The organism is Escherichia sp. XD33 (assembly GCF_019375075.1).
Classification (GTDB): Bacteria; Pseudomonadota; Gammaproteobacteria; order Enterobacterales; family Enterobacteriaceae; genus Enterobacter; species Enterobacter flexneri_A.
The window spans coordinates 1-23,595 of the sequence record NZ_JAENDM010000016.1 but is presented as its reverse complement, the minus strand read 5'-3'; the positions used below and the strand labels follow the sequence as shown (position 1 = coordinate 23,595).

At 39.9% G+C, this 23,595-nt stretch carries 26 protein-coding genes and 4 pseudogenes; 13 read left to right on the top strand and 17 right to left on the bottom strand.

Annotated elements, in window-relative coordinates:
• Window positions 1-4 precede the first annotated feature (4 nt).
• Entirely contained in the window at window positions 5-1,267 is a 1,263-nt protein-coding gene (gene lysA / locus K0778_RS11615; protein ID WP_001120711.1) for a diaminopimelate decarboxylase, read from the bottom strand.
• A 121-nt stretch (window positions 1,268-1,388) separates the two neighbouring features.
• Between lysA and lysR the strand changes: the two genes are divergently transcribed.
• On the top strand, window positions 1,389-2,324 hold the full coding sequence (lysR, locus tag K0778_RS11610) for a DNA-binding transcriptional regulator LysR (protein WP_000741828.1): 936 nt from the start codon (window positions 1,389-1,391) through the stop codon (window positions 2,322-2,324).
• On the opposite strand, the gene ygeA is transcribed toward lysR, so the two are convergent.
• The 5 genes from ygeA to K0778_RS11585 form a co-directional block, all read right to left on the bottom strand.
• Complete coding sequence (gene ygeA, locus K0778_RS11605; protein WP_000848664.1) at window positions 2,311-3,003, bottom strand: amino acid racemase; 693 nt, start codon at window positions 3,001-3,003, stop codon at window positions 2,311-2,313. The genes lysR and ygeA overlap by 14 nt on opposite strands.
• A 128-nt stretch (window positions 3,004-3,131) precedes the next feature.
• Entirely contained in the window at window positions 3,132-4,550 is a 1,419-nt protein-coding gene (gene araE / locus K0778_RS11600) for an arabinose-proton symporter AraE (protein ID WP_000256438.1), read from the bottom strand.
• 314 nt (window positions 4,551-4,864) lie between these two features.
• The gene (gene kduD / locus K0778_RS11595) at window positions 4,865-5,626 is read right to left on the bottom strand and encodes a 2-dehydro-3-deoxy-D-gluconate 5-dehydrogenase KduD (protein ID WP_000603502.1); all 762 of its coding nucleotides are present in this window, start codon (window positions 5,624-5,626) and stop codon (window positions 4,865-4,867) included.
• Between the two features lie 29 nt (window positions 5,627-5,655).
• Window positions 5,656-6,492 carry a 5-dehydro-4-deoxy-D-glucuronate isomerase gene (gene kduI, locus K0778_RS11590; protein ID WP_000383237.1) on the bottom strand — a complete coding sequence of 279 codons (837 nt, stop codon included), beginning with the start codon at window positions 6,490-6,492 and terminating at the stop codon, window positions 5,656-5,658.
• A 286-nt stretch (window positions 6,493-6,778) separates the two neighbouring features.
• Entirely contained in the window at window positions 6,779-7,960 is a 1,182-nt protein-coding gene (locus tag K0778_RS11585) for an acetyl-CoA C-acetyltransferase (RefSeq protein WP_000656030.1), read from the bottom strand.
• A gap of 254 nt (window positions 7,961-8,214) precedes the next feature.
• On the opposite strand from K0778_RS11585, the gene K0778_RS11580 reads away from it, so the two are divergent.
• The 4 genes from K0778_RS11580 to yqeJ all read left to right on the top strand — a co-directional run bounded on the left by K0778_RS11580 (window position 8,215) and on the right by yqeJ (window position 12,154).
• The gene (locus K0778_RS11580; protein ID WP_063084679.1) at window positions 8,215-9,444 is read left to right on the top strand and encodes an amino acid permease; all 1,230 of its coding nucleotides are present in this window, start codon (window positions 8,215-8,217) and stop codon (window positions 9,442-9,444) included.
• A 459-nt stretch (window positions 9,445-9,903) separates the two neighbouring features.
• Window positions 9,904-10,536: a helix-turn-helix transcriptional regulator gene (locus tag K0778_RS11575; protein WP_001305805.1), complete on the top strand. Its 633-nt coding sequence runs from the start codon at window positions 9,904-9,906 to the stop codon at window positions 10,534-10,536.
• A gap of 333 nt (window positions 10,537-10,869) precedes the next feature.
• Window positions 10,870-11,679 carry a transcriptional regulator gene (locus K0778_RS11570; protein WP_001300710.1) on the top strand — a complete coding sequence of 270 codons (810 nt, stop codon included), beginning with the start codon at window positions 10,870-10,872 and terminating at the stop codon, window positions 11,677-11,679.
• Entirely contained in the window at window positions 11,672-12,154 is a 483-nt protein-coding gene (yqeJ, locus tag K0778_RS11565) for a protein YqeJ (RefSeq protein ID WP_000568339.1), read from the top strand. The genes K0778_RS11570 and yqeJ overlap by 8 nt, the downstream gene beginning before the upstream one ends.
• A gap of 32 nt (window positions 12,155-12,186) precedes the next feature.
• Here yqeJ and K0778_RS11560 read toward each other — a convergent pair whose 3' ends face one another.
• Complete coding sequence (locus K0778_RS11560) at window positions 12,187-12,267, bottom strand: hypothetical protein (RefSeq protein WP_000655820.1); 81 nt, start codon at window positions 12,265-12,267, stop codon at window positions 12,187-12,189.
• Window positions 12,268-12,302: 35 nt separating this feature from the next.
• The gene (gene yqeK / locus K0778_RS11555) at window positions 12,303-12,728 is read right to left on the bottom strand and encodes a protein YqeK (RefSeq protein WP_001356275.1); all 426 of its coding nucleotides are present in this window, start codon (window positions 12,726-12,728) and stop codon (window positions 12,303-12,305) included.
• Window positions 12,729-13,157: 429 nt separating this feature from the next.
• On the opposite strand from yqeK, the pseudogene K0778_RS11550 reads away from it, so the two are divergent.
• The 5 genes and pseudogenes from K0778_RS11550 (at window position 13,158) to K0778_RS11530 (ending at window position 17,044) form a co-directional block, all read left to right on the top strand.
• Window positions 13,158-13,647 (top strand): annotated as a pseudogene (locus K0778_RS11550) (hypothetical protein).
• A gap of 224 nt (window positions 13,648-13,871) precedes the next feature.
• Entirely contained in the window at window positions 13,872-14,363 is a 492-nt protein-coding gene (locus K0778_RS11545) for a tetratricopeptide repeat protein (RefSeq protein ID WP_000102780.1), read from the top strand.
• A 334-nt stretch (window positions 14,364-14,697) separates the two neighbouring features.
• Window positions 14,698-16,074: a HilA family transcriptional regulator YgeH gene (gene ygeH / locus K0778_RS11540; RefSeq protein ID WP_001618817.1), complete on the top strand. Its 1,377-nt coding sequence runs from the start codon at window positions 14,698-14,700 to the stop codon at window positions 16,072-16,074.
• A 167-nt stretch (window positions 16,075-16,241) separates the two neighbouring features.
• Window positions 16,242-16,460, top strand: a complete 219-nt coding sequence (gene ygeI, locus K0778_RS11535) for a protein YgeI (RefSeq protein ID WP_000184092.1) — start codon at window positions 16,242-16,244, stop codon at window positions 16,458-16,460.
• Window positions 16,461-16,542: 82 nt separating this feature from the next.
• Window positions 16,543-17,044 (top strand): annotated as a pseudogene (locus K0778_RS11530) (lytic transglycosylase domain-containing protein).
• Window positions 17,045-17,062: 18 nt separating this feature from the next.
• Here K0778_RS11530 and K0778_RS11525 read toward each other — a convergent pair.
• The 8 genes and pseudogenes from K0778_RS11525 to K0778_RS11490 form a co-directional block, all read right to left on the bottom strand.
• Window positions 17,063-17,695 (bottom strand): response regulator transcription factor, encoded by a 633-nt coding sequence (locus K0778_RS11525; protein WP_000516289.1) that lies wholly within the window; start codon window positions 17,693-17,695, stop codon window positions 17,063-17,065.
• A 218-nt stretch (window positions 17,696-17,913) separates the two neighbouring features.
• Window positions 17,914-18,345 carry a hypothetical protein gene (locus tag K0778_RS11520; protein ID WP_000606432.1) on the bottom strand — a complete coding sequence of 144 codons (432 nt, stop codon included), beginning with the start codon at window positions 18,343-18,345 and terminating at the stop codon, window positions 17,914-17,916.
• A gap of 2 nt (window positions 18,346-18,347) precedes the next feature.
• Window positions 18,348-18,542: a hypothetical protein gene (locus K0778_RS11515; protein ID WP_001352163.1), complete on the bottom strand. Its 195-nt coding sequence runs from the start codon at window positions 18,540-18,542 to the stop codon at window positions 18,348-18,350.
• Window positions 18,543-18,559: 17 nt separating this feature from the next.
• Window positions 18,560-19,141, bottom strand: a pseudogene (locus tag K0778_RS11510) (type III secretion apparatus protein OrgA/MxiK).
• Between the two features lie 15 nt (window positions 19,142-19,156).
• Window positions 19,157-19,891, bottom strand: coding sequence for an EscJ/YscJ/HrcJ family type III secretion inner membrane ring protein (locus K0778_RS11505; protein ID WP_063084680.1), 735 nt, complete (start codon window positions 19,889-19,891; stop codon window positions 19,157-19,159).
• Window positions 19,888-20,220 carry a type III secretion system inner rod subunit SctI gene (gene sctI, locus K0778_RS11500; protein ID WP_153449079.1) on the bottom strand — a complete coding sequence of 111 codons (333 nt, stop codon included), beginning with the start codon at window positions 20,218-20,220 and terminating at the stop codon, window positions 19,888-19,890. The genes K0778_RS11505 and sctI overlap by 4 nt, the downstream gene beginning before the upstream one ends.
• A gap of 19 nt (window positions 20,221-20,239) precedes the next feature.
• Window positions 20,240-20,479, bottom strand: a complete 240-nt coding sequence (locus K0778_RS11495) for a type III secretion system needle complex protein (protein WP_000796273.1) — start codon at window positions 20,477-20,479, stop codon at window positions 20,240-20,242.
• Window positions 20,480-20,492: 13 nt separating this feature from the next.
• Window positions 20,493-21,674 carry a PrgH/EprH family type III secretion apparatus protein gene (locus K0778_RS11490; RefSeq protein ID WP_000429638.1) on the bottom strand — a complete coding sequence of 394 codons (1,182 nt, stop codon included), beginning with the start codon at window positions 21,672-21,674 and terminating at the stop codon, window positions 20,493-20,495.
• Between the two features lie 256 nt (window positions 21,675-21,930).
• Here K0778_RS11490 and K0778_RS11485 point away from each other — a divergent pair, with 256 nt between their 5' ends.
• Window positions 21,931-22,431, top strand: coding sequence for a LuxR C-terminal-related transcriptional regulator (locus tag K0778_RS11485; protein ID WP_063084682.1), 501 nt, complete (start codon window positions 21,931-21,933; stop codon window positions 22,429-22,431).
• Between the two features lies 1 nt (window position 22,432).
• Entirely contained in the window at window positions 22,433-22,708 is a 276-nt protein-coding gene (locus K0778_RS11480) for a hypothetical protein (protein WP_000060551.1), read from the top strand.
• A gap of 79 nt (window positions 22,709-22,787) precedes the next feature.
• Here the strand turns inward: K0778_RS11480 and K0778_RS27685 are convergent.
• Window positions 22,788-23,476 (bottom strand): annotated as a pseudogene (locus K0778_RS27685) (EscU/YscU/HrcU family type III secretion system export apparatus switch protein); the annotation flags it as partial.
• Between the two features lie 31 nt (window positions 23,477-23,507).
• Between K0778_RS27685 and K0778_RS27680 the strand changes: the two are divergent.
• Window positions 23,508-23,595: hypothetical protein (locus K0778_RS27680; protein ID WP_225526352.1), on the top strand; the 88-nt coding region annotated here is incomplete at its 3' end.

Below are 23,595 nucleotides of genomic sequence, written 5' to 3'. Positions count from 1 at the left end.
GCAGTTAAAGCAATTCCAGCGCCAGTAATTCTTCGATGGTCTGGCGACGGCGAATCAACCGCGCCTGACCATTATCAAACAGAACTTCTGGTAACAGCGGACGGCTATTGTAGTTGGATGACATTGATGCGCCATATGCCCCTGTATCATGCAGTACCAGATAATCACCTGCCTTCACTTCCGGCAAGGCGCGGGTTTCAACATTTCCCCCTTCCTGCTGGGTAAAGACATCGCCCGATTCACATAACGGTCCGGCGACGACGGTTTCCACCGTTGGCGCGTGTTCCAGAGAACGACCATCAGCTGCCAGGGCACTGATATGGTGGTAACTACCGTACATTGCCGGGCGCATCAGATCGTTGAACCCGGCATCAACCAGCACAAAGTGGCGGCTCCCCATTTGTTTGACGCTCCGCACCTGAGTAATTAATACGCCAGACTGCGCTACCAGGAAGCGACCCGGTTCAATTTCCAGTTTCACAGGGTGGCCCAAATGGCGGGCGATTTGCTCACGCGCGGCATTCCACAGACCATAATAATGTTCGGTATCAACCGCCTCTTCACCCTGTTGATAAGGAACAGAAAGCCCACCGCCCGCAGAAATAGCCTGTAAATCCTGACCGAATTCGATGACCTGACGCACCATAGCACCACACACCTGTTCCAGATGGGCATAATCAACGCCAGAACCAATGTGCATGTGAATGCCGACCAGCTGCAGATGATGACGTTGTATCACGTCCAGTGCGGCGGGCAGATCGGTGTACCAGATACCGTGCTTGCTGTTTTCGCCACCGGTATTGGTTTTTTGGCTATGTCCGTGACCAAACCCCGGATTAACGCGCAGCCATACCCGATGCCCTGGCGAAACCTGGCCCAGTTGGTCGAGCATATCAACAGAACCCGCATTCACCGGAATTTGCAATTCACTGACGCGTTCAAGCGTCGCCTGATCGATAACATCTGCCGTAAAAACAATATCATCGGGGTGCGTTTGCGGATTGTAACCCGCCGCCAACGCACGCTCTATTTCGCCTAACGAGACGGAATCCACTTTCACGCCCTGCTCACGCATTAAGCGCAAAATATGAATATTGGAACAGGCTTTCTGTGCAAAGCGCACCACATCAAACTGTTTCAGCGCTGCAATCTGCCGACGAATAATTTGCGCATCGTAGACCCACACCGGGCAGCCAAATTCAGCGGGCAAACGCAGCAGATTTTCGGCGGTGAGATCGGTATCGGTGCTGAACAGTGAATGTGGCATAACAAACTCCAGATAAGTGCTTTTTTATGATTACGCCACATCATAAAAAGAATAAAAAATATCGATTTATGTCGAGTCTATGCAAAAATGATATGGATTACCGGATTGCGAGAGAGCGCTAATGGCCGCCGTTAACTTACGTCATATTGAAATTTTTCATGCGGTAATGACCGCCGGAAGCCTGACTGAGGCGGCACACCTGCTACACACCTCACAGCCAACCGTCAGCCGCGAACTTGCGCGCTTTGAGAAGGTGATCGGGCTGAAATTGTTTGAGCGCGTACGTGGGCGATTACATCCTACCGTGCAAGGACTGCGTCTGTTTGAAGAAGTGCAACGATCCTGGTACGGACTGGATCGCATTGTCAGCGCCGCAGAAAGTCTGCGCGAGTTTCGCCAGGGAGAACTGTCTATTGCCTGCCTGCCGGTCTTTTCGCAATCTTTTTTACCGCAGCTCCTGCAACCCTTTCTGGCACGTTATCCCGATGTCAGCTTAAATATCGTGCCCCAGGAATCACCGCTACTTGAAGAGTGGCTCTCGGCCCAGCGTCATGATTTAGGACTCACTGAAACGCTCCATACGCCTGCGGGAACAGAACGTACCGAATTACTCTCTTTAGATGAAGTGTGTGTGTTACCTCCGGGTCATCCGCTGGCGGTAAAAAAGGTATTAACGCCGGATGATTTTCAGGGTGAGAACTACATCAGCCTTTCCCGTACTGACAGCTATCGCCAGTTGCTGGATCAGCTATTTACTGAACATCAGGTTAAACGACGCATGATCGTAGAAACCCACAGCGCCGCGTCAGTCTGCGCAATGGTACGGGCGGGGGTAGGTGTTTCGGTGGTTAACCCGCTCACCGCACTAGATTATGCGGCAAGCGGTTTAGTGGTGCGGCGGTTCAGTATTGCGGTTCCGTTCACCGTCAGCCTGATCCGCCCCCTGCACCGCCCGTCATCAGCGCTGGTTCAGGCGTTTAGTGGGCATTTACAAGCGGGGTTACCGAAACTGGTCACTTCTCTTGACGCTATTTTGTCGTCAGCTACGACAGCATAAAAGCGACAGCATCCTCGGCATGGATCGCCGCGGTATCAAACACAGGCAAAACACTGCGCTCTTCTGGCACCAGTAAACCAATTTCTGTGCAGCCAAAAATGACGCCCTGTGCGCCCTGTTCTGCAAGGCGAGCAATCACTTGCGCATAATAAGCGCGTGACGCTTCGGTAAATTGCCCCAGACACAGTTCTTCAAAAATAATCTGATTAATTTTCGCCCGTTCATCCGCTTCAGGAATAAGACAATTGATGGAAAATTGTTCCGTCAGCCGCCCGCGATAAAAATCCTGTTCCATGGTGTAACGCGTACCCAGCAGCGCCACACGAGTCATTCCGGCCCCGGTAATTGCACGTCCGGTGGCATCCGCAATGTGTAAGAAAGGCAGAGTGCAACGTGACTCAATGGCATCCGCCACTTTATGCATCGTATTGGTACATAACACAATACCTTCTGCGCCCGCCCGCTGTAAGCCAAGCGCCGCCTCAGCCAGAATGTCCCCGGTTTTATCCCATTCCCCGCGACGCTGGCACTCTTCTATTTCATGAAAATCGACGCTATGTAGCAGCACTTGCGCAGAGTGAAGCCCACCAAGCCGCTGTTTAATGCCTTCATTTATCAAACGATAGTAAGGAATGGTGGATTCCCAGCTCATTCCTCCCAGCAAACCAATTGTTTTCATTCCTCTCTCCTGATGTGTGTTACCGCAACAAGGCTGAATAAGGAACGAGACAAACGCCTCAACGGCCAAGTGCCCAATCTCTATTAACGAAAAAAGGGCCGGATGTACAGCACATCCGGCCCGTGAAATCAGACGCCGATATTTCTCAACTTCTCGCCTGCCATCAGTTTGCGTTCGATATGTTCCAGCGTGACATTTTTGGTTTCCGGAATGAGCCAGAAAGTAATGCCCACAAACGCAATGTTCAGCGCAGTGTAGAGCCAGAACGTACCGGCAGCGCCAATGCTATCAAGCAGTGTCAGGAAGGTCGCGCCGATAATCATATTCGACACCCAGTTCGTGGTGGTCGAACAGGTAATACCGAAATCGCGGCATTTCAGCGGCTGAATTTCAGAGCACAGGATCCACACCACTGGCGCGGCGCTCATCGCATAACCGGCAATACACATCATCGTCATGCCAACAGAGAGCCAGGACAAGCCACTGGAAGCCGTACCGTTATCAAACTGCATCAGGCAATAGCCCAGCACCAGAGTGCCTAACGCCATCACGCTGAAACCAATTTTCAGAGCCGGTTTACGCCCTGCTTTATCTACCGTAAACACCGCAATAAAGGTGGCGAACATAAAGGTCAGCCCTACGACCAGAGTCGCAATCATCTGTTGTTCTGTGGTCGTAAAGCCCGCCATTTTGAAGATACGCGGCGCGTAGTACATGATGATGTTCATACCGGTAAACTGCTGCATCGCCTGCAACAACATACCGAGAAACACAGCACGACGGACGTTACGGTTGATCTTAAACAGTGCCCAACCGCCCTGTTTTAACTTCAGGCTTTCACGAATTTCGTTGAGTTCTTCTCGCGCTTTTTCCGACGTATCGCGCAGCATACGCAATACTTCTTCCGCCTCAATATGACGCCCCTTTTCCGCCAGCCAGCGCGGGCTATTTGGCAGGAAGACTACCAGAATAATCAGCAGAACTGCTGGTAAAGCAAGAACCCCCAACATTGCGCGCCAGTTACCGCTATAACTGAACGCTGTATCGGATAAAAACGCCAGCACGATGCCGAGTGTGACCATCAACTGGTACATACTGATCATCTTACCGCGAACGTTTTCACTTGCCATTTCAGAAAGATACAGAGGAGCGGTGTAAGACGCGATCCCGACAGCAATGCCCAGCACCACACGAGCGGCGATTAACATCTCTACGCTGGTCGCAAAAGCGGACCCTATAGAACCGAGTACAAACAGGATGGCCCCCGCCATCAGGCTGTATTTACGCCCCAGGCGGAACGACAGCCAACCATTAAACAGCGCACCAATTGCTGCACCGAGCATCATGCTACTAACCACCCATTCCTGCAAACGACTGGTCAGCACAAAGTGATCGGTAATGAACGGCAACGCTCCGGCGATTACGCCGATATCAAGACCAAATAACAATCCTGCGACCGCAGCAGCTACCGAAACAAACATATTCATACGCCGCGTATCCCGCAAAGAACGTGGCGTTAAAGCAGATTCCGTATTGATAGTAACCATTTTTTCCTGCCAGCAGAGAGTAAGACATAGTGAAAAAATACGTGAACAACTCACGCAGGTGTCAGGTCGGAAACAGCATAAATATGGATTAAATTGCTGCGACATGTCGTTATGTGATGGATATTCCAATTTTCAAATTAAGTTGAATTATTGAGATTATTATTAACCACCTAATTTTACAGCAGATAAAATTCATAAAGTTCATTAATTGATAATTAATATGGATTATTTCATAACCATGATATGGATTATGATGATCTACAGGTATAAAAAACCCTGCCATGCGGCAGGGTCATAAAAGTAAGAAGAATGAATTAACGCGCCAGCCAACCGCCATCCACGGCAATGGTATAACCATTCACATAATCTGAAGCGCTGGAGGCAAGGAACACTATCGGCCCCATCAGGTCACTCGGCAGTCCCCAACGACCAGCTGGAATGCGGTCGAGAATTTCCGCGCTACGTTGTTCATCTGCCCGTAGTTGTTGAGTATTGTTGGTCGCCATGTAACCCGGGGCTATCGCATTAACATTAATGTTGTGTTTAGCCCATTCGTTCGCCATCAATCGCGTCACACCCATCACGCCGCTTTTTGATGCGGTATAAGAAGGCACACGGATCCCGCCCTGGAAGGAGAGCATTGACGCGATATTGATAATCTTGCCGCCATTGCCTTGCGCGATAAAGTGTTTCGCCGCTGCCTGAGACATGAAGAATACGCTCTTGATATTCAGGTTCATGACATCGTCCCAGTCCTTTTCGCTGAACTCGAGAGCATCTTCGCGGCGAATCAATCCGGCGTTATTCACCAGGATATCAATATGACCAAACTCCGCTACCGCGCGATCCAGCAGTGCTGGAATACCATCAATCTTTCGCAGATCGGCGGTCAGGCTTAAAAAACGACGCCCCAGCGCTGTGACCTGCTCGATGGTTTCAGTCGGTTCAACGATGTTAATGCCAACAATGTCACAGCCCGCTTGCGCCAGCCCCAACGCCATCCCCTGACCCAGTCCAGTATCACAACCAGTGACGACCGCAACTTTACCTTCGAGAGAAAATGCACTTAAAATCATAACAATACCTTATTCGTTTATGCCCACAACTAGCGCAAATCTTTAACGGCCACATGGTCCATATCATCAAAGACCTGGTTTTCACCGACCATGCCCCAGATAAAGGTATAAGCTTTGGTTCCGACACCGGAATGGATCGACCAGCTCGGGGAGATCACCGCCTGCTCGTTATGCATCACAATATGACGCGTTTCTTGCGGCTGCCCCATCATGTGGAAAACGCAGGCGTCATCATCCATATTGAAATAGAAATAAACTTCCATCCGGCGCTCGTGGGTGTGACACGGCATGGTGTTCCACAAGTTACCCGGAGCCAGCTCCGTCAGCCCCATACTCAATTGGCAGGTTTCCAGTACATCCGGGACAAAATATTTGTTAATCGTGCGACGGTTACTGGTGAGGTTATCGCCTAACGTGACTGGAGATACTTCGTCCGGTGTGACTTTTTTGGTGGGATACGTCGTATGCGCGGGTGCGCAATTGTAATAAAACTTCGCCGGAGTGCCGGTATCAATACTGGCAAAGACAACTTCTTTTGCACCTTTACCAACATACAGGGCGTCGCGGTGACCGATTTCATAGCATTGGCCATCGACAGTAATCGTACCGGCACCGCCAATATTGATAACACCTAACTCGCGACGTTCAAGGAAATAGCTTACGCCGAGTTGTTTACCAACTTCCCCGCCAACGGAAACCGTTTTAGTTATCGGCATAATGCCGCCAACAATAATTCGGTCAATGTGGCTGTAAACCATGGTGTACTCATCGGCGACAAATACCTTTTCAACCAAAAATTCATTGCGCAGCCCTTGGGTATCCAGCGTTTTTGCGTGCGCACTGTGGATGCTCTGTCTTACGTCCACATCAACCTCCGATAATCAGTGAAGCGTGAAAATAGAAAACGATAGTGAAACACTGTTTCGTTTTCTCTATAAAGGGATGATATGCCCATGGGCTAGGGTTTTCAATTAAAAATAAAACAATGTTTCATTTTTAAGTTAAGGATTAAAAAAAGTGCAGTGTCGATCACGAATATGTCATGAGAATGGAAAAATGAGGGAGCCCAGAAAATGTATGTCGACTTGCCAGCCATCATTATTCAACAGATTAATGACGGCAGATATTTATCGGTAAGGAGGAAATGCAGAGCTATTCGTCACGTTCAATGGTCAATGCCACACCCTGGCCCCCGCCGATACAAAGCGTTGCCAGTCCTTTGCGGGCATTACGTTTCACCATTTCATGAACCAGAGAAACCAGGATTCGGCAACCGGAAGCGCCTATCGGGTGACCGAGTGCGATCGCGCCACCATTGACATTGACCCGACGCTCATCCCACTCAAGCATCTTGCCAACCGAAAGCGCCTGTGCAGCAAACGCTTCATTAGCCTCGATAAGATCGACTTCAGCCAACTGCCAGCCTACACGCTCCAGGCAACGGCGGGTCGCATACACCGGCGCAATTCCCATCAATGCCGGATCTACACCAACGCTGGCAAATGCGCGAATGCGGGCCAGCACGGGTAAATTCAACGCTCGTGCTTTGGCTTCGCTCATCATCATTACCGCAGCTGCGCCATCGTTTATGGATGATGCATTACCCGCTGTCACAGAACCGAGACTATCAAATGAAGGATTTAAACGGGCTAAGCCTTCTGCGCTGGCGTCAGTGCGTGGCTGTTCATCGGTATCAACAACCAACGTCTGCCCGTTACTTTGGGTCATTACCGGGACGATCTCATCTTTAAATCGTCCGGCGTCAATCGCCGCTCGCGCTTTTTGTTGCGAGCTAAGTGCGTAAGCATCCTGCAACTGACGGCTGATGCCATATTCGCGAGCCAGATTTTCGGCGGTGACACCAATATGATAATCATTGAAGGCATCCCACAACCCATCATGCACAAGACTGTCAACCAACTGGCTATTGCCAAGCTGTGCACCGGTGCGGCTATCAGTCAGAACATGTGGTGCGCGGCTCATGTTTTCCTGGCCACCGGCGATGACAATATCAGCCTCGCCACACTGTATCGCCTGAGTAGCCAGATGCAGTGCTTTAAGCCCGGAACCGCAAACGTCATTAATAGTGATTGCAGAAACGCTATTAGGCAGACCACCTTTAATAGCCGATTGCCTTGCCGGATTCTGCCCTGCCCCTGCAGTCAACACCTGACCAAGAATTACTTCATCCACCGCATATGCAGGAACGCCGGTACGTTCTATTAACGCTTTCACGACCAGACTACCAAGTTCCACGGCGGAATGACCCGCTAACGCACCACGAAAGCAGCCGATAGGTGTCCGTAACGCCCCGACAATCACAACGTCTTTCATCACAACCTCGCACCAATTAACAGTGCAATAGTAAATGATTGTTAATTACAGTTATCTTAATTGTTTAAAAAAAGTGATTTTTATCACAAAGGAAATATGCCTGAGCAGCAGTCAGAGACATAACTGGCACGTAAGGTTTGCAACCACTAACCCACCAATAGAGGGGTAGATAGGGCGTTAATCTCCCATACTTAACCTGGTTTATGGTAAATTGCCCTCCATTTTGTTTAATTTGTAGATGATACGTTCAGATAATGTCTAATATTTGGTCTAAAGAAGAAACTCTGTGGAGTTTCGCGCTCTACGGCACAGCCGTTGGTGCAGGCACGCTCTTCCTTCCTATTCAGTTAGGTTCGGCAGGGGCTGTGGTCCTGTTTATTACTGCTCTGGTCGCCTGGCCTTTAACATATTGGCCACATAAAGCCTTGTGCCAGTTCATCCTCTCATCAAAAACATCAGCAGGTGAAGGGATAACGGGCGCGGTAACACACTACTATGGCAAGAAGATTGGTAATCTGATTACCACGCTGTACTTCATCGCCTTTTTTGTCGTCGTGTTGATATATGCAGTGGCAATTACCAACTCACTTACGGAACAGCTGGCAAAGCATATGGTTATTGATCTTCGCATCCGTATGTTGGTGAGTCTGGGTGTTGTATTAATTCTGAATCTCATTTTTCTGATGGGACGTCATGCCACTATTCGGGTAATGGGATTTTTGGTATTCCCATTGATTGCCTATTTCTTATTTCTTTCCATTTACCTTGTCGGTAGTTGGCAACCTGATCTATTAACAACCCAGGTAGAGTTCAATCAGAATACCCTTCACCAGATATGGATATCGATTCCCGTGATGGTTTTCGCCTTTAGCCATACGCCCATTATTTCTACGTTTGCCATAGACAGACGTGAAAAATATGGCGAACACGCTATGGATAAATGCAAAAAAATTATGAAAGTCGCTTATCTCATCATCTGCATAAGTGTACTGTTCTTTGTCTTTAGCTGCCTGCTTTCTATTCCACCTTCGTATATTGAAGCTGCTAAAGAAGAAGGGGTCACCATTTTATCGACGCTTTCTATGCTGCCGAACGCCCCAGCATGGTTGTCAATTTCCGGGATTATTGTCGCAGTAGTTGCGATGTCGAAATCATTCCTGGGTACGTACTTTGGCGTTATTGAAGGTGCCACAGAGGTCGTCAAAACAACACTACAGCAGGTTGGTGTAAAGAAAAGTCGTGCATTTAACCGCGCACTATCAATTATGTTGGTATCGCTGATTACCTTCATTGTTTGTTGCATTAACCCGAACGCGATTTCGATGATTTACGCGATCAGCGGCCCGCTCATTGCCATGATACTTTTCATCATGCCTACGCTGTCAACGTATCTCATCCCGGCGCTTAAACCCTGGCGTTCCATCGGAAATCTGATTACGCTGATCGTGGGTATCCTGTGCGTATCGGTAATGTTCTTTAGCTAATATCAGTTGTGGATGGTTCAAAATTGCTACAATTTTGAACCATTCCATTTTTCATAATATTCATTTGTTATTATTCCACCCTATCACTTCTCTCGTCATATCCTAGTATTATCAGTTAGTTAAACACACAAAGAGATCTGAACATCTTAAATAAGACTATTTAAGATGCATAACTTAGATTCGCAAGATATCTTCTGGTCATTCAAAAACAATTTGCGATATAGATATTCTCATACCATGAGATAGTTATCTGGACCGCTCTCAACCATGCAAGATTAAATCAGTGAAACATAATCATATTTGATAACGAGAAATGCATTTTTAAATGCCTTACTCAGAATTATAGCAAATACAGATTAATCGCAATTTTTCCCGGCAAAATTACAAAATCATGGTGTATTGACATCATCAATAACCAATGAAATTATGCAATTATATGCGGATAGGGAGGTTCTTAACATGGGGCTTTGTAGTCGTTATAAAAGTCTTACATGCAATAGTTGCTCAATGCATTGCCAAATAATGCCAGAAGAGTCACCGCGTTTGCAGTATTGCGCAAACTCGTGTTTTTGTATGTGGCCCGAAGAAAGTTCATATTTTAATCGTGGTGTGGTAGAAGGTATCTTAACAAAAAACCACAATGCGAGATTAAGCGGATATATTTTTGTCGATTTTTCAGTAAGTTTTTTACGTCTATTCCTTGAAAAAGACTGGATTGACTATCTTGCAAGTACTGACATGGGGATTGTTTTAGTCAGCGACCGCAATATGCAATCGTTAGCTAATTACTGGCGAAAACACAACTCAGCAATATCTGCTGTCATATATAATGATGATGGTCTTGATGTTGCCAATGAAAAGATCAGACAACTATTTATTGGTCGTTATTTATCATTTACCAGAGGTAACACATTAACTCAGATGGAATTCACCATAATGGGGTATATGGTTTCTGGTTATAATCCATATCAGATTGCTGAAGTTCTGGATATGGATATCCGTAGCATCTACGCGTACAAGCAACGAATCGAAAAGAGAATGGGTGGTAAAATAAACGAATTATTTATTCGTTCACATTCGGTCCAACATTGATACTCAACGACCAGCCAGAATCATACTCTGTTTATACGGGCATTTATTGAAATGTCCGTATTTTATAAATAGGCCGTCCCCTCAAGAGTAAACACCATAGTATTTAAAACCATCACACGAAAAATTCAGAAGCATTACGAAATATGAATTTACAAACAATAGTGGCATAAATGTTAACCATGTTAATTTACGTAAAGTTTTACGTTGCAACATTAAAGCCTCATTTCAATCATCATGATAAATATAAAATTAATATATATTTATGCCGTAAATACCAATATACTTAGCAAACTATGTGATCTCCATTTCGATTGATTTAGTGTTTATTGACGTATGTACTGGATTATTAACGATAATATCGAGTTCTGGCCTGAGCACCGAAAATTAATATCGGTACATAACGCCGATCTTAACGTCGTTCTGACAACGCCAGCCAGTCGATGTTTATCACTTCTACTTGAAGCTTTTCCTGATGTGGTTGCACAACAAGATTTTTTCACCAGAGTCTGGGAAGAAGAAGGTATGCGTGTGCCTACTAACACGTTATATCAGAACATATCCATTATCAGACGCGGATTTCGCGCTGTTGGTGATACTACCCACTCGCTAATTGCAACCGTGCCGAGAAGAGGATTCAAGATCCATAATGACATTAACATACAAAATCATGTAATAAACTCGTCAACAGACGCACATACACACAATGCCCCACCTGCCATAAAAGTTAATGCGGGATACAAAGAGAGCATTGGTGGCGCAAAGAATTTCAATAACAAAATCCTCAAACATATAAAAAGTCATCTAATTATGTTGAGCGCATTTGTCATAGGCGCATATTCTGCATATTGGCTATGGAATAATAATCAACCGAAGCCATTTTTCAAGGATTACAAGACTGTTGCGGAAATTAATGGCTGCCATTTTAATGTAACAGAAGATACAATTGATGGGTTGAAAGAGTTCGATAAATATAAAACACGGATACTGGATTCGGGGATTAACTGTAAAAAACATCCGTGGTTATACTTCCCTCTTGCAAAATCCTCACCGGGGATGATTGTTATGGCATGCAATAAAAACTATAACCAACATGAAGTGGCAAACTGTTTAACCCTGTCTTACCGTGAGGTTAATCGTGATTGATTATAAAAAAAACTTATTATTTATTTTAGTTTTTATCAGTGGGTTTATTCTCTTCACTGTCTATTCTTACACTGCAGAAAAAATGATATATAACGAAACATGCACTGCAAATTGGGTAATTTTTAATGACCAGGGACGAGCAAATCTTACCATCGACTTTATGTATAACAAAAAAAATAAAACAGGAACTGTTGCGTTGAGTGGAACCTGGCAACAAGGTAACAGAGAAAGTAAATCAATACGGCGAAATATTGAATACACATGGATTGAAAACTATGACACAGCCCATTTAACATCAAAGAAAGTTAATAAGTTTGAGATTATGGATCAAGTTGATGATGATAGACTTGCACAACTTATTCCTGATTTTTATGTCTTTCCAGAAAAAAGTGTAAGCTATAATATACTAAAGCAAGGTAAGCATGCTTTTATTTTGAGCATTGGTAACAGAGCAATAATGCATTGTGCAAGGTAAACTAAAATAGATAACAAAAAGATGGAACCTCGTTAATCATAAAACAATAAAATTAAATATTCTCGCAGTATATGGCAGTCTAAAGCATCAAAGATTTGATCAACATCTTTCATTTTAGACATCTCCTTGCAATGTAAAATATCATGTATCAACAACATCTGGTGCAAATCCATGAGTCAAACTCGACATTCATCTTAGCTCGATTATTATTCCTTCGTACAGTCGATGTAAACAATACAGAAAGAGGATTATTAAGAACCAGTTTACTCAGTGAATCAATAGAGGAAAGGACTAACGTTTCTTTAAAAGAATTGATTTCATCATCTGTTAAACTAAACTCATCATTGACAGATCGTGAGATATAACTGTTTTTAACTTTACTCTTTACGTTGACTTTATTGACAGAATTAACATTCACATATCTTGATTTTAATGTCCATGATGTTGTTTGCGTGAGAACATTCTCAGCATTAAGGAATTTTTTTAACGGAATCCTTGGTTTCTTTTTCGAGTCCGAATTTACAATATCATGCATATAGACCATTTCATGAATCTGCGAAAATTCAATGTCCATTGTATACCTCACATTTTTACCGTGACTCGATGTTACTGTTCAATAATCACCTTCCATCAATACTAAAATTAATACCCCTAATGTGCCGATAACAAATATAGTCATTCTACGTAACGTCTCCATAAGGTGATAACCTTGATCAAATGAATTTCGAATATAATAAAGGAAATCTTTTGAGATGTTTATCACGAATAAAGCTATTTATGTTACCAATATCATTTCGAGTGCGCACACTATCTATCTGTTTTTTCGAGATATAAAAAACAACGTGTAAGTTATGTAAATTGCCGATGCTACTTAGTAACATTATGGTAAAAAAAGTAAAAATGAGCGATTTTTGATAGAATAAAGCATGAGAAAAGGTGATATTTGACATTATCAGAAGCTGCGAATTCGGATTTTGCTCTAATCAAATGAGAGAAATGTAAAATGAAGCCACGAAATATTAATAATAGCCTACCACTGCAACCATTAGTTCCTGATCAGGAGAACAAAAATAAGAAAAATGAAGAGAAATCCGTTAATCCAGTTAAAATCACAATGGGGTCTGGTTTAAATTATATTGAACAAGAATCTCTTGGAGGAAAATATCTAACACATGATTTGTCAATAAAGATAGCGGATATTTCTGAAGAGATAATTCAGCAAGCAATATTATCTGCTATGAGCATATATAAATTTTCGATAACAGATGATTTAATGAGTATGGCTGTAAATGAACTCATAAAACTGACCAAAATAGAGAATAATGTAGACCTGAATAAATTCACTACTATATGCACAGACGTTCTATCCCCCCGCGTCACCAGACATAATAAAGAAAAAAACAAACGACATTCTACCCTTCTCAAAAATCCCCTTTTTAATTTTCATTGAAAAAATGGCAATTGATACTATGAATCCAGGTCATACACATTAAGGCATTTATGTAATGTCGTAATTAAGATAACTAATAAGGTGAATATTAGTAAAACAACTAATGATGTTATTAGTTTGTAGTGAACAGTACTTTTACCAATAATAAAAAATATACCATAAGCAATGCAAGCTTAAAACTCATAATTTAAAAAAGATAAATATAAAAATATCAATGAGTCAATCAATAATAATTTGGCATCACGAGACACATCACAGAGGAATATTATGAGCACAGAAACAATTGAAATATTCAATAATAGTGATGAATGGGCAAATCAACTAAAACACGCATTATCGAAAGGAGAAAATCTGGCATTACTACATGGTTTAACTCCTGATATCCTTGATAGAATATATGCATATGCATTCGACTACCATGAAAAGGGTAATATAACGGACGCAGAAATTTATTATAAATTCTTGTGCATTTATGCGTTCGAAAATCATGAGTATCTAAAAGATTTTGCATCAGTATGTCAGCCCAAAAAGAAATATCAACAAGCATATGACCTTTACAAACTAAGTTACAATTACTTCCCGTATGATGACTATTCAGTTATTTATCGTATGGGTCAATGTCAGATTGGGGCTAAAAATATCGATAACGCAATGCAATGTTTCTATCACATTATTAACAATTGTGAGGATGATAGTGTTAAGAGTAAAGCGCAGGCATATATTGAACTCTTAAACGATAATTCAGAAGATAATGGCTAAGCATTACAATCATTTGGTTAAATTTGCTGGTTATAGTGCAGTTAACCACTATAACCAGCACCTCTTATGTTTTCTTAAATCAGCATCTTAAAACAGTTAAGAGCATACTATAAATCATTATTTTTCAATGCGCTAGAGAACAATCTACTTTATCAAAATTGAATAAGGCTATTTCAGATTACATCACTGAATCCCTAAGATAAATTAGTGAACACAACCATAGATATGTCGAATGTAATTTCCTGTAGCGTTAATGACACATAAATATGAATAGCCATAATTTCTATTGCTTAAGCAGGATGCAAGAAACCAATTTTTTCATAGAGGTTAACTAATGGACTTAGAAAATAAATTCTCATATCATTTTCTTGAGGGATTAACGCTCACGGAAGATGGAATTCTTACTCAAGGAAATGAGCAAGTTTATATTCCACAGAAAGAGTTAGGTGTATTAATAGTATTACTTGAATCCGCTGGTCATGTTGTACTGAAAGATATGATCATCGAATCAGTATGGAAAAATATTATTGTTAGTGACGAGTCCCTGACAAGACGTATCTATTCTTTGCGCTGCATTTTTGAAAAAATTGGCTATGATCGTTGCATAGAAACAATCTACCGGAAAGGTTATCGTTTCAGCGGGCAGGTTTTCAAAACTAAAATTAATGAAGATAATACTTCAGACTATTCCATAGCTATATTCCCTTTCACTACTTCATTGAATACACTGGATCCATTAATACTTAATCAGGAATTAGTGCAAATCATTTCAAATAAAAAAATCGATGGTCTCTATACCTATCCGATGGCTGCGACAAATTTTTGTAATGATCACATATCTCAAAATTCATTCTTGAGCAGATTCAAGCCAGATTATTTCGTTACAGGAAGAATAAACCAGAATAATGCAGTGAACACTTTATACATTGAGTTGATCGACGCTAAAAACCTTTTCCTCATCGCCAGTAATCATCTCCCTGTTGATGAACTACATAATACATCACAATTTATTATAGATAATATCCTTCAAACGGTACATAAACCAGAACGATCTGTAAGATTAGCTAAGCAGGACCAAGGATATAAGAATCATTATTTATCAGATGAAATGTTAGCCGGAAAGAAAGAACTTTACGACTTCACCCCTGAAAGCATTTACAGGGCCATGACTATATTTGATAGATTACAAAATAAAAGTGATATACAGACGCTAAAAACAGAATGTTATTGCCTTCTAGCGGAATGCCATATGTCTTTGGCACTTCATGGAAAAAGTGAACTTGAACTTGCTGCTCAAAAAGCATTAGAGCTTTTAGATTATGTATCAGACATAACCACTGTCGATGGAAAAATTTTAGCTATTATGGGACTGATAACTGGTCTGTCTGGACAAGCAAAAGTATCTCATATCTTATTTGAACAGGCTAAGATACACTCAACTGATATAGCCTCTCTCTACTACTATAGGGCACTAGTCCACTTTCATAATGAAAAAATTGAAGAGGCAAGGATTTGTATAGACAAATCACTACAACTCGAACCCAGAAGACGAAAAGCAGTTGTGATAAAAGAATGTGTAGATATGTATGTGCCTAACCCGCTCAAAAACAACATTAAACTCTACTATAAAGAAACTGAGAGTGAAAGCCATCGAGTTATAATTGACAACATTTTGAAATTAAAGCAGCTGACGAGAATTTGTATGCGATAAATTTTTATTGACGCAATTTTATTATTTAGATGTATGCAACTTGTTATTTAAACAACAGAGATAAAAATATCTAAGATATTCACCTTATTGCAAGGTATTTAAAATGCTCTAGAGTTAAAAGTATGATGTAAAGACCATTGGCCTGGACAATTAAAAAAGGGAGCTTTATGACTAATCCAATCGGTATCAATAATTTATCTCAAAGTTCAAATATAGCGAATGCAACGGGTGATGAAGTCGTATCATTAGATAAACACATCAACACCAGTGCTACTGATACAGATCAAATACAAGCATTTATAGTTTCAACATGGATGGCGTCTTTTCAAAATGATATGTATTCAGAAGATAATCCTATCTCACCTTACTATAAAATTGAATGGTAGACGATTGACCAAATAAATCATAACGAGATACTTTTATAATAGTATCTCGTTCCTTTCATTCAATCCTCACACATGAAAAAATATGCACTCACCAAAAGTTAAATTCTTAACCATCTTCACGTTTTGTATATTTATTACAAACAGTCTTTCGCCAGCAACTCTTGCTCTAATGAAGCAGGAACAATGTTCAGAATCGAACCAAATTTAATTAAAGCTATCGCTCTTGTTGAAAGCAATCTAAAAAAGGATAGCATAGGCAAGAACAGAGATAAGAATAACAATATAAAGAGTTTAGATTATGGGTTAATGCAGATAAACCAGATGCATATTCCCCTGTTAAAAAAACGTGGAATAATAAAAGATGAACGAGATTTGTTAGATAACCCTTGTCTGAACATTAAAATAGGAACCGAGATTTTATATAACCATTTTTCACGTTGTGGAGTAACGTGGCAATGCCTGGGGACTTATAATGCGGGTTTTGCAATGGATAACCAAAAAAAGAGACAGCAATATGCCCCAAAATATATATTGTATATACCAGGCTTAATGAACTAGACAATCGTAAGGCTTCAGCAAAATGAGCCTAAAGCCTCTTTTTTTTATATAGTGCAAACACCCATACGTAAAGCTGTTTTGATCAACTCGATACCACTGTGAACATCTAATTTCTTCATGATATTGAGTCTATGAGTTTCGACTGTTTTCCTGCTTAACTGCAAGAAATTAGCGATTTCTTTGTTTGTTTTACCATCAGCTATGAGTTGTAATATTTCTGACTCACGATTTGTAAGTTGATTATCAGAGGAATACCTGGAAGATATTTTTTCACAATCCATATGTACACTATCAAAATAAGTGTAACCATTACTAATCGAATCAATAGCACGATTTAGTTTCGCCGGGTGACTGGTTTTCCATACGCATCCTTTCGCACCTGCTTCAAGCAATTTTATTGAATCAATATACGGCATCTTTGCTACAAATGTAATAATATGAGCATCTATCTTATGCGATTTAACCCATTTTACGAGTTCGGACCCCATCATTCCACCTGCAAATTCTCCTAAAATAAATATTTGGGCTGTAGATTTGTTACACTCCGCTATAGCTTTCTTCAGATCTTTATAGCCCCCAACAACCTCATATAAATCAGGATAATGTCCGAGAAATCCAATTATCCCATCAATCATAAACGGCTGCTGATCTGAAACTACAATTTTAATTTTTCCCATATATTCATCCTGAGTGTAAATGCTTTAACGTATTCATTTATAATCATCCCTTCCATTATTATAAGCAAAATCCAAAGAATACATTGATGAAATAATAATGAAATATTATTAAAAATAAAATTTTTGCGTAAAAAAATACCACAGGCATTAAAAAATAATGAGATGATTAAAATATTACAATTAGATTATATTCAAATCATTAAACCTGAGCCAGTGAGCTATAAGTCCTCAGGGCTTGCCAAAACAGAATTATTCATATCCAAAGAATGTGTTTCAAACATTTTTTCAACTAAATAATGTCTGGCTTGTTCGCAGATTTCGTTAACCTTGTCAGGGGAGAAACAATGATTATTAATTAAATATTGCTCACAATTATCCACAAATTCCTGCGGACTAAATTCAGCAATAAATTGATCGGTAAAAAACACAAAACGCTTATCATCATGAAATGTAATATGGACATTCCATATTGATTTGTCGACAAAATATGACTCTACTTCAAGATACTTATCTTTGAAACTGGTAGGTATATAGAGATTTACAGGACCTGATATTGCCGGTAATTTTTTTCTCCAACTTTCAAAAATTTTGATAAAAACATCAACTTCCTCTGAGGATTTTAACAATATACTCTTCAGATCGTTTATCATGTTTATTCTTTTTTTTCTAGTTCTGAGCTCAACAAGCTTATCAAGGGTATAAAATTATCCATCACATCAATAATGCCTTTTGTATAGCCATCATAATAACCTTGAATAAATTTTTCTTCTCTCTTTACCTCAATGCTCTGAATTTTTGCGTTGGTTTCAATAAGGATATTTTCTTTAAGAGAAACTATTTCTTTCAATCCATCAGAAATTTTTTTTAATCACAACACCATTTGCAGGAGATTTTATCAAGCTCATCTCTATTTTTTTTCGCATAAAATGTATTTCTCTCTAAAAGAGTTGATGCAAGTGGTAACGGCAATTGTATGTGATCAACAAAATCAGGAAATAATAAATTAAATCATTGCTGCATTGCCAATGGTTGTTGCCTTATATAGGGTAACAACGTTGAAAAACCACATGTGATGATATTGTGATAGTTAGCGATGCCGGGTTTGTATCGTGCCTTTTCATTTATTTCCACCGGTATAGCTGATAAATAATCCCTTAGCACAGCAGGAACCTTATAAAAAAATCCGCGTTCTGCAAACCTTTCTCGATAAAAGTGATAACCACTGAATAAACAGATCAATGGAAATAAATTCCAATTGTTTATGTATTAAATAAGTGAACTATTCAGATTAAAATGTTCAACTGAAAGATTGTACTGCAGAACAATCATTTCATTGGTAATAGATCTAAGCACCGGATTGTTAATAGGTGTATTATTCAAGCTTACTCGTTGAGGATGAATACAACTAATTGGATCATATATAATCTTTCTTAGGGCAAGATTCATAACGCTCTCATATGTCTACTTAATTTTCAACCTGACTAAATTAGTTAGAATGGCCCTATACTTCCATAACAGCCAGCAAGTCGCTACGGATATTAATGCAAGTAAGATAGAAACCGGCATAGCCTTATCATAAGCAAAAACAAGTTCGCTAATTTCATATGTTGGTGCTTGCTCAATAATGTCTCTTCGTTTTGACAATACAACAGAAATATTTTCATATTGTACGCTTGCAAAACTATTAACAATAAATCTCTTGATGTCATTTATTTTTATTTCTGGGTTGATATCTTTTTCATATACTGCAAGTACAGAAATATGAATTGGTAAAGCAGTTTTACCACTATCGCCATTATCAACATCGTAACTAACATGTACTCTCGAAGAAATAATGCCATCCATAATTTTGAGAGATTGCTCTAACCACTGCTCAATAGCAGAATATAGCCTTGCTTTTTCCGCTCGTGGAGATGAAACGAGTGCATCTGCAGGGAACATCTGCGATATTTGAATATCAGGCTTACCCGGGAGATTGTAGATTTTTAGCCAATCCACCGCAGAAGCAAAATCCGTTGGTTCAACATAGATTGAGAATCCAGTTTTGCCTTGATCCTTCTTTTCAGCATTAATATTATGTCTTTGTAAAACAGCAAGGACATCATTAGTTTGCTGTTGATCAAGATGGTTCAATAATTCCTGCTGCTTGCAGCCGCACAACAGCAGGATAAACAATAATAATGATATATATTTCATGAGCGGGTCAACGTCTCAACTGCAGCGACAATCTTTCTTGCTAATGTTCCCACCAATGAAACCTCGACATTATAATTAAGCACATGATCCTGCAAGACTAATAATTTTTCAGGAGTTAACCCCTTTTTATCAGACCTTAATGCTTGTAACGCATTTTGCTGCCAATTTTCAGTTTGTACAGCATAGTTGGCAAAAGCGGAGATCATTTTATCACCCGGGTTGTCAAGATTGAGAACCCGGTCATTTAAATCAATCACTTTCGCTTGCTGTATTTCATGAGCAGTTGATTGCTCAGCTCTATCAATAGGTGGCATATTGCTTACTGACATAATAAAATCCTTATCCAGTTTAGCGGAAGTTTTGTATGATTGCTGAATCAAGATCTTTATACGCTTTTACAACGTTAGATTGCGCATTTCGATATAATGTATACTCAGCTAATGCACTTTGATATTCGGCAAGAAATTTCGGGTCGGAGGGATTGGTTGCTAAAACCTCCAACGCTTTTTCAACTTGCTGGTTCAGATCATCAACGCCCTGATCAAATTGTTTGCTGATATCCATAATATAACCATTCCAATCTGCTATAAGTCCTCCTCAATTATTCCTGAAACGTCCAGTTGCTACCTTGAGACTTCTCGAATCGGTTATCTCCGTAGCTAAATGAACTATTATTTGTGTCCTGATTTTTCAAATTCACATTAAATCTTACATATTGTTTACCCCATTGTTTATAATATTCGTCAACATAGTTATTAATTTTATTTAATTCACTGTCACTTAACGTACCAATGATATTGAAATACACATTGTTAGCTGTTTTATATTTTTCATAAGAAAGACCTATCGCTGACAATGTTTCAATAGCCTGACTTTCCAATACATTATCATCTAATACCGCAATACTTATATTGCTGGCATATGGCATAGTTTGTAGTAACCCTTTAATAAGATTGTCGATTAGTTGCTGTGTGATAGCATTCCGTTGCTTACTCACGGTCAGTCTGGGATTACTGGCATCTAATAGCTGAAGTTTAAAATATTGTAAATCAGGGAAATTATCAGCAAGCCATGAAAAAATTCGTATCGATTCATCATCAGGATTTATCACCCGTACTGGCTTTCCAGGTTGATTTTTTTCCAGTGCTTGTTTGACCCAGACTGCTTCATCCAAACTATTGGTATTGATATAGATAACATGATCTCTACCATATAAAATTTCATAATTCCTGTTTTTGTTTACAAGAATTTTATCGATATGTCTCAGCTGCGGATCATTACTGGCATTAACAATATAAAAAGCAAAGAAAATGATAGCAAAAAGAAAAAAAAGCATTACATACTTAAACAGCTTACTGCTAAAGAAATGTTGTTTTGTAGAAATAATGTTATTTTCAATAATGCCTGGCAATGAATACTGCCAAACTTCATTTTTTTCTTTTACAGCAAATTTGAGACCTAAAACTTCTACTTGCTGATTGAATGTTAACGTTCTATCTTCAGGTTCTTGTGCTGTTAATTCTCTGATTGTTACTACTATATCAGGGTCGGTAGTAATTATTATCTCAAAACTACCTGTAAGCTCGCCATAAGGAACGACTATTGTGTTTTCTGGTAACTCAGAAAAAGCATCACTTCTTCCTAACGAAACATCATTACCAATGATAACAAGTAGACGCCCATTAAGTATTTCATACTCGCATCCATTCAATGGTCCGCTCAACAAACGAATGGCATAAGATTCCAATAAGTCTTGTGATAAGAATTTATCATTATTTTCCATGAATACCCCCCGCTAATTCCATAAGCTCTAGTTTAGAGTAGTGTAACAAGACGGAAATTTCATGACCAAAATATGATGATACAGAATAAAAAATTATAATTTCGAGGACTATTTTAAATGCCTCTATGCATAACTTTATTTACAATTTAAGGTATAAACCCTATTCCCTCAATGTTAAGCAAATATAACAATTACTCTTATTTTAACTTTTACACGTAATATTTACCCTAAATGATTTTAGAGTACAGGTTGGCATATGCAAGTCTTTTCCAGTGATGTCTACTTCACTGTAGGCACTAATGCATTATTAGCATCCCAAAAAGAATATTACAGCAATTTAGTTGCGTTGGTTGATCTTGGGCATTCGTTCGTTGTTATTGATGAGTATCAACATCGAAATCTCAAACCAAATACAGAACCTGTAAACATCCTTTTAAGCAACAATTTCATCAGGATCAATAAGAATATTAGATTATCTGATTTAACGCATTTCCTGATTTCGAATCTTCATACACAAAATGTGTATCCCACACAAGAACCACTTACCCATGATGATATAGATATCCTGCGGTTATGTGTTTCTTACTCGTTAAAACAAATAGCCATTATTAAAGGAATTGATTATAAAACAGTATCATATCACAAAATAAGAGCCCTAAATAAACTTAACATAAAAGGTACTGTTGAGTTGTTTATAGCACTCTGTGAATGGGATAAACATTATTTTAAACTCCAATCTTGCGTAAGAGAAAGTTGATATGTCATTAGTAGGATATAATAGTAAAATCATAATAACCATCGCGCTGATATCGTTGCTCTCTGCATGCACCAGAGAAAATTCATTAAAGGAGAATCAAAATAAAAGAAGTGGCGAATCCCAAGCGATAGTAGATGCAAGACAGTTCTTTAGCGAACACCCGGAATATATATCTTCAGCAGAACTGGAGCAAAAGCTATATCGCGAATTTGCACAGGTTACTACAGTTCCAGCTTATAAAGAGATGAGTATGTATCAATTGCTTGTCATTTCATAAGATCGTTTAACTCATTAAATAATGAATCTACACGGTTTTTGCGTGTAGATTCTTATAAATTTCTGACTACGACAGACGTTTAATTTTTTAAATTATCGTCTTTATTCTCGATTTCTTTCTCTTCACCTTCAATGAATTTATCTTCTGAAGAGAGCTGTTCATCTGGAACAGGTTGTCCAGCATTCTCCACATCTTCAAGCCACAGCAGAAGACGTAATATTTCATCTATATTTTCGAAGCTAACATAATCGTAGCGACGATGGGTAGCATAAATTTTTCGTGCTAATTTTTTATCTGTGATAATTGGTATTCCGATTTCCTTTGCATATTTCCTTACGGCTAAGGCTACCTCATTAGTTTCTCTTACAGAAATCAATGGAATAGGTGAAAGATGTGGCTTAAAGTATATCCCTATTGCAATGTGAGTAGGGTTGGCAATCATCAAACGACTATTACTGACATCAGACTTCAATTGCTCAGAAAGAATTTCCTGATGCGCTCTCTGCGTTTAGACTTAATTTCTGGATTTCCTTCTTGCTCCTTGTATTCTCTTTTAACTTCTTGTTTATCCATTTTCATATCTTTCATAAATAAAAAATATTCAGCGATAAAATCAAAAATTAAGACAATTATCATACTGCCGAGACAATACAGTATAAGAAGGAATAGCATCTCTCCCCAATCTGATAATAAAGATATGATATCTCCATCAAGAGTTTTAAAAAGCAGTGATTTATGATTACTCCAAAATACTTTGTTCGCCAATGAGCTTTGTTGAATAAATCGAACTTTTGCTGAGTTGAAGGATCAGATCACGCATCTTCCCGACAACGCAGACCGTTCCGTGGCAAAGCAAAAGTTCAAAATCACCAACTGGCCCACCTACA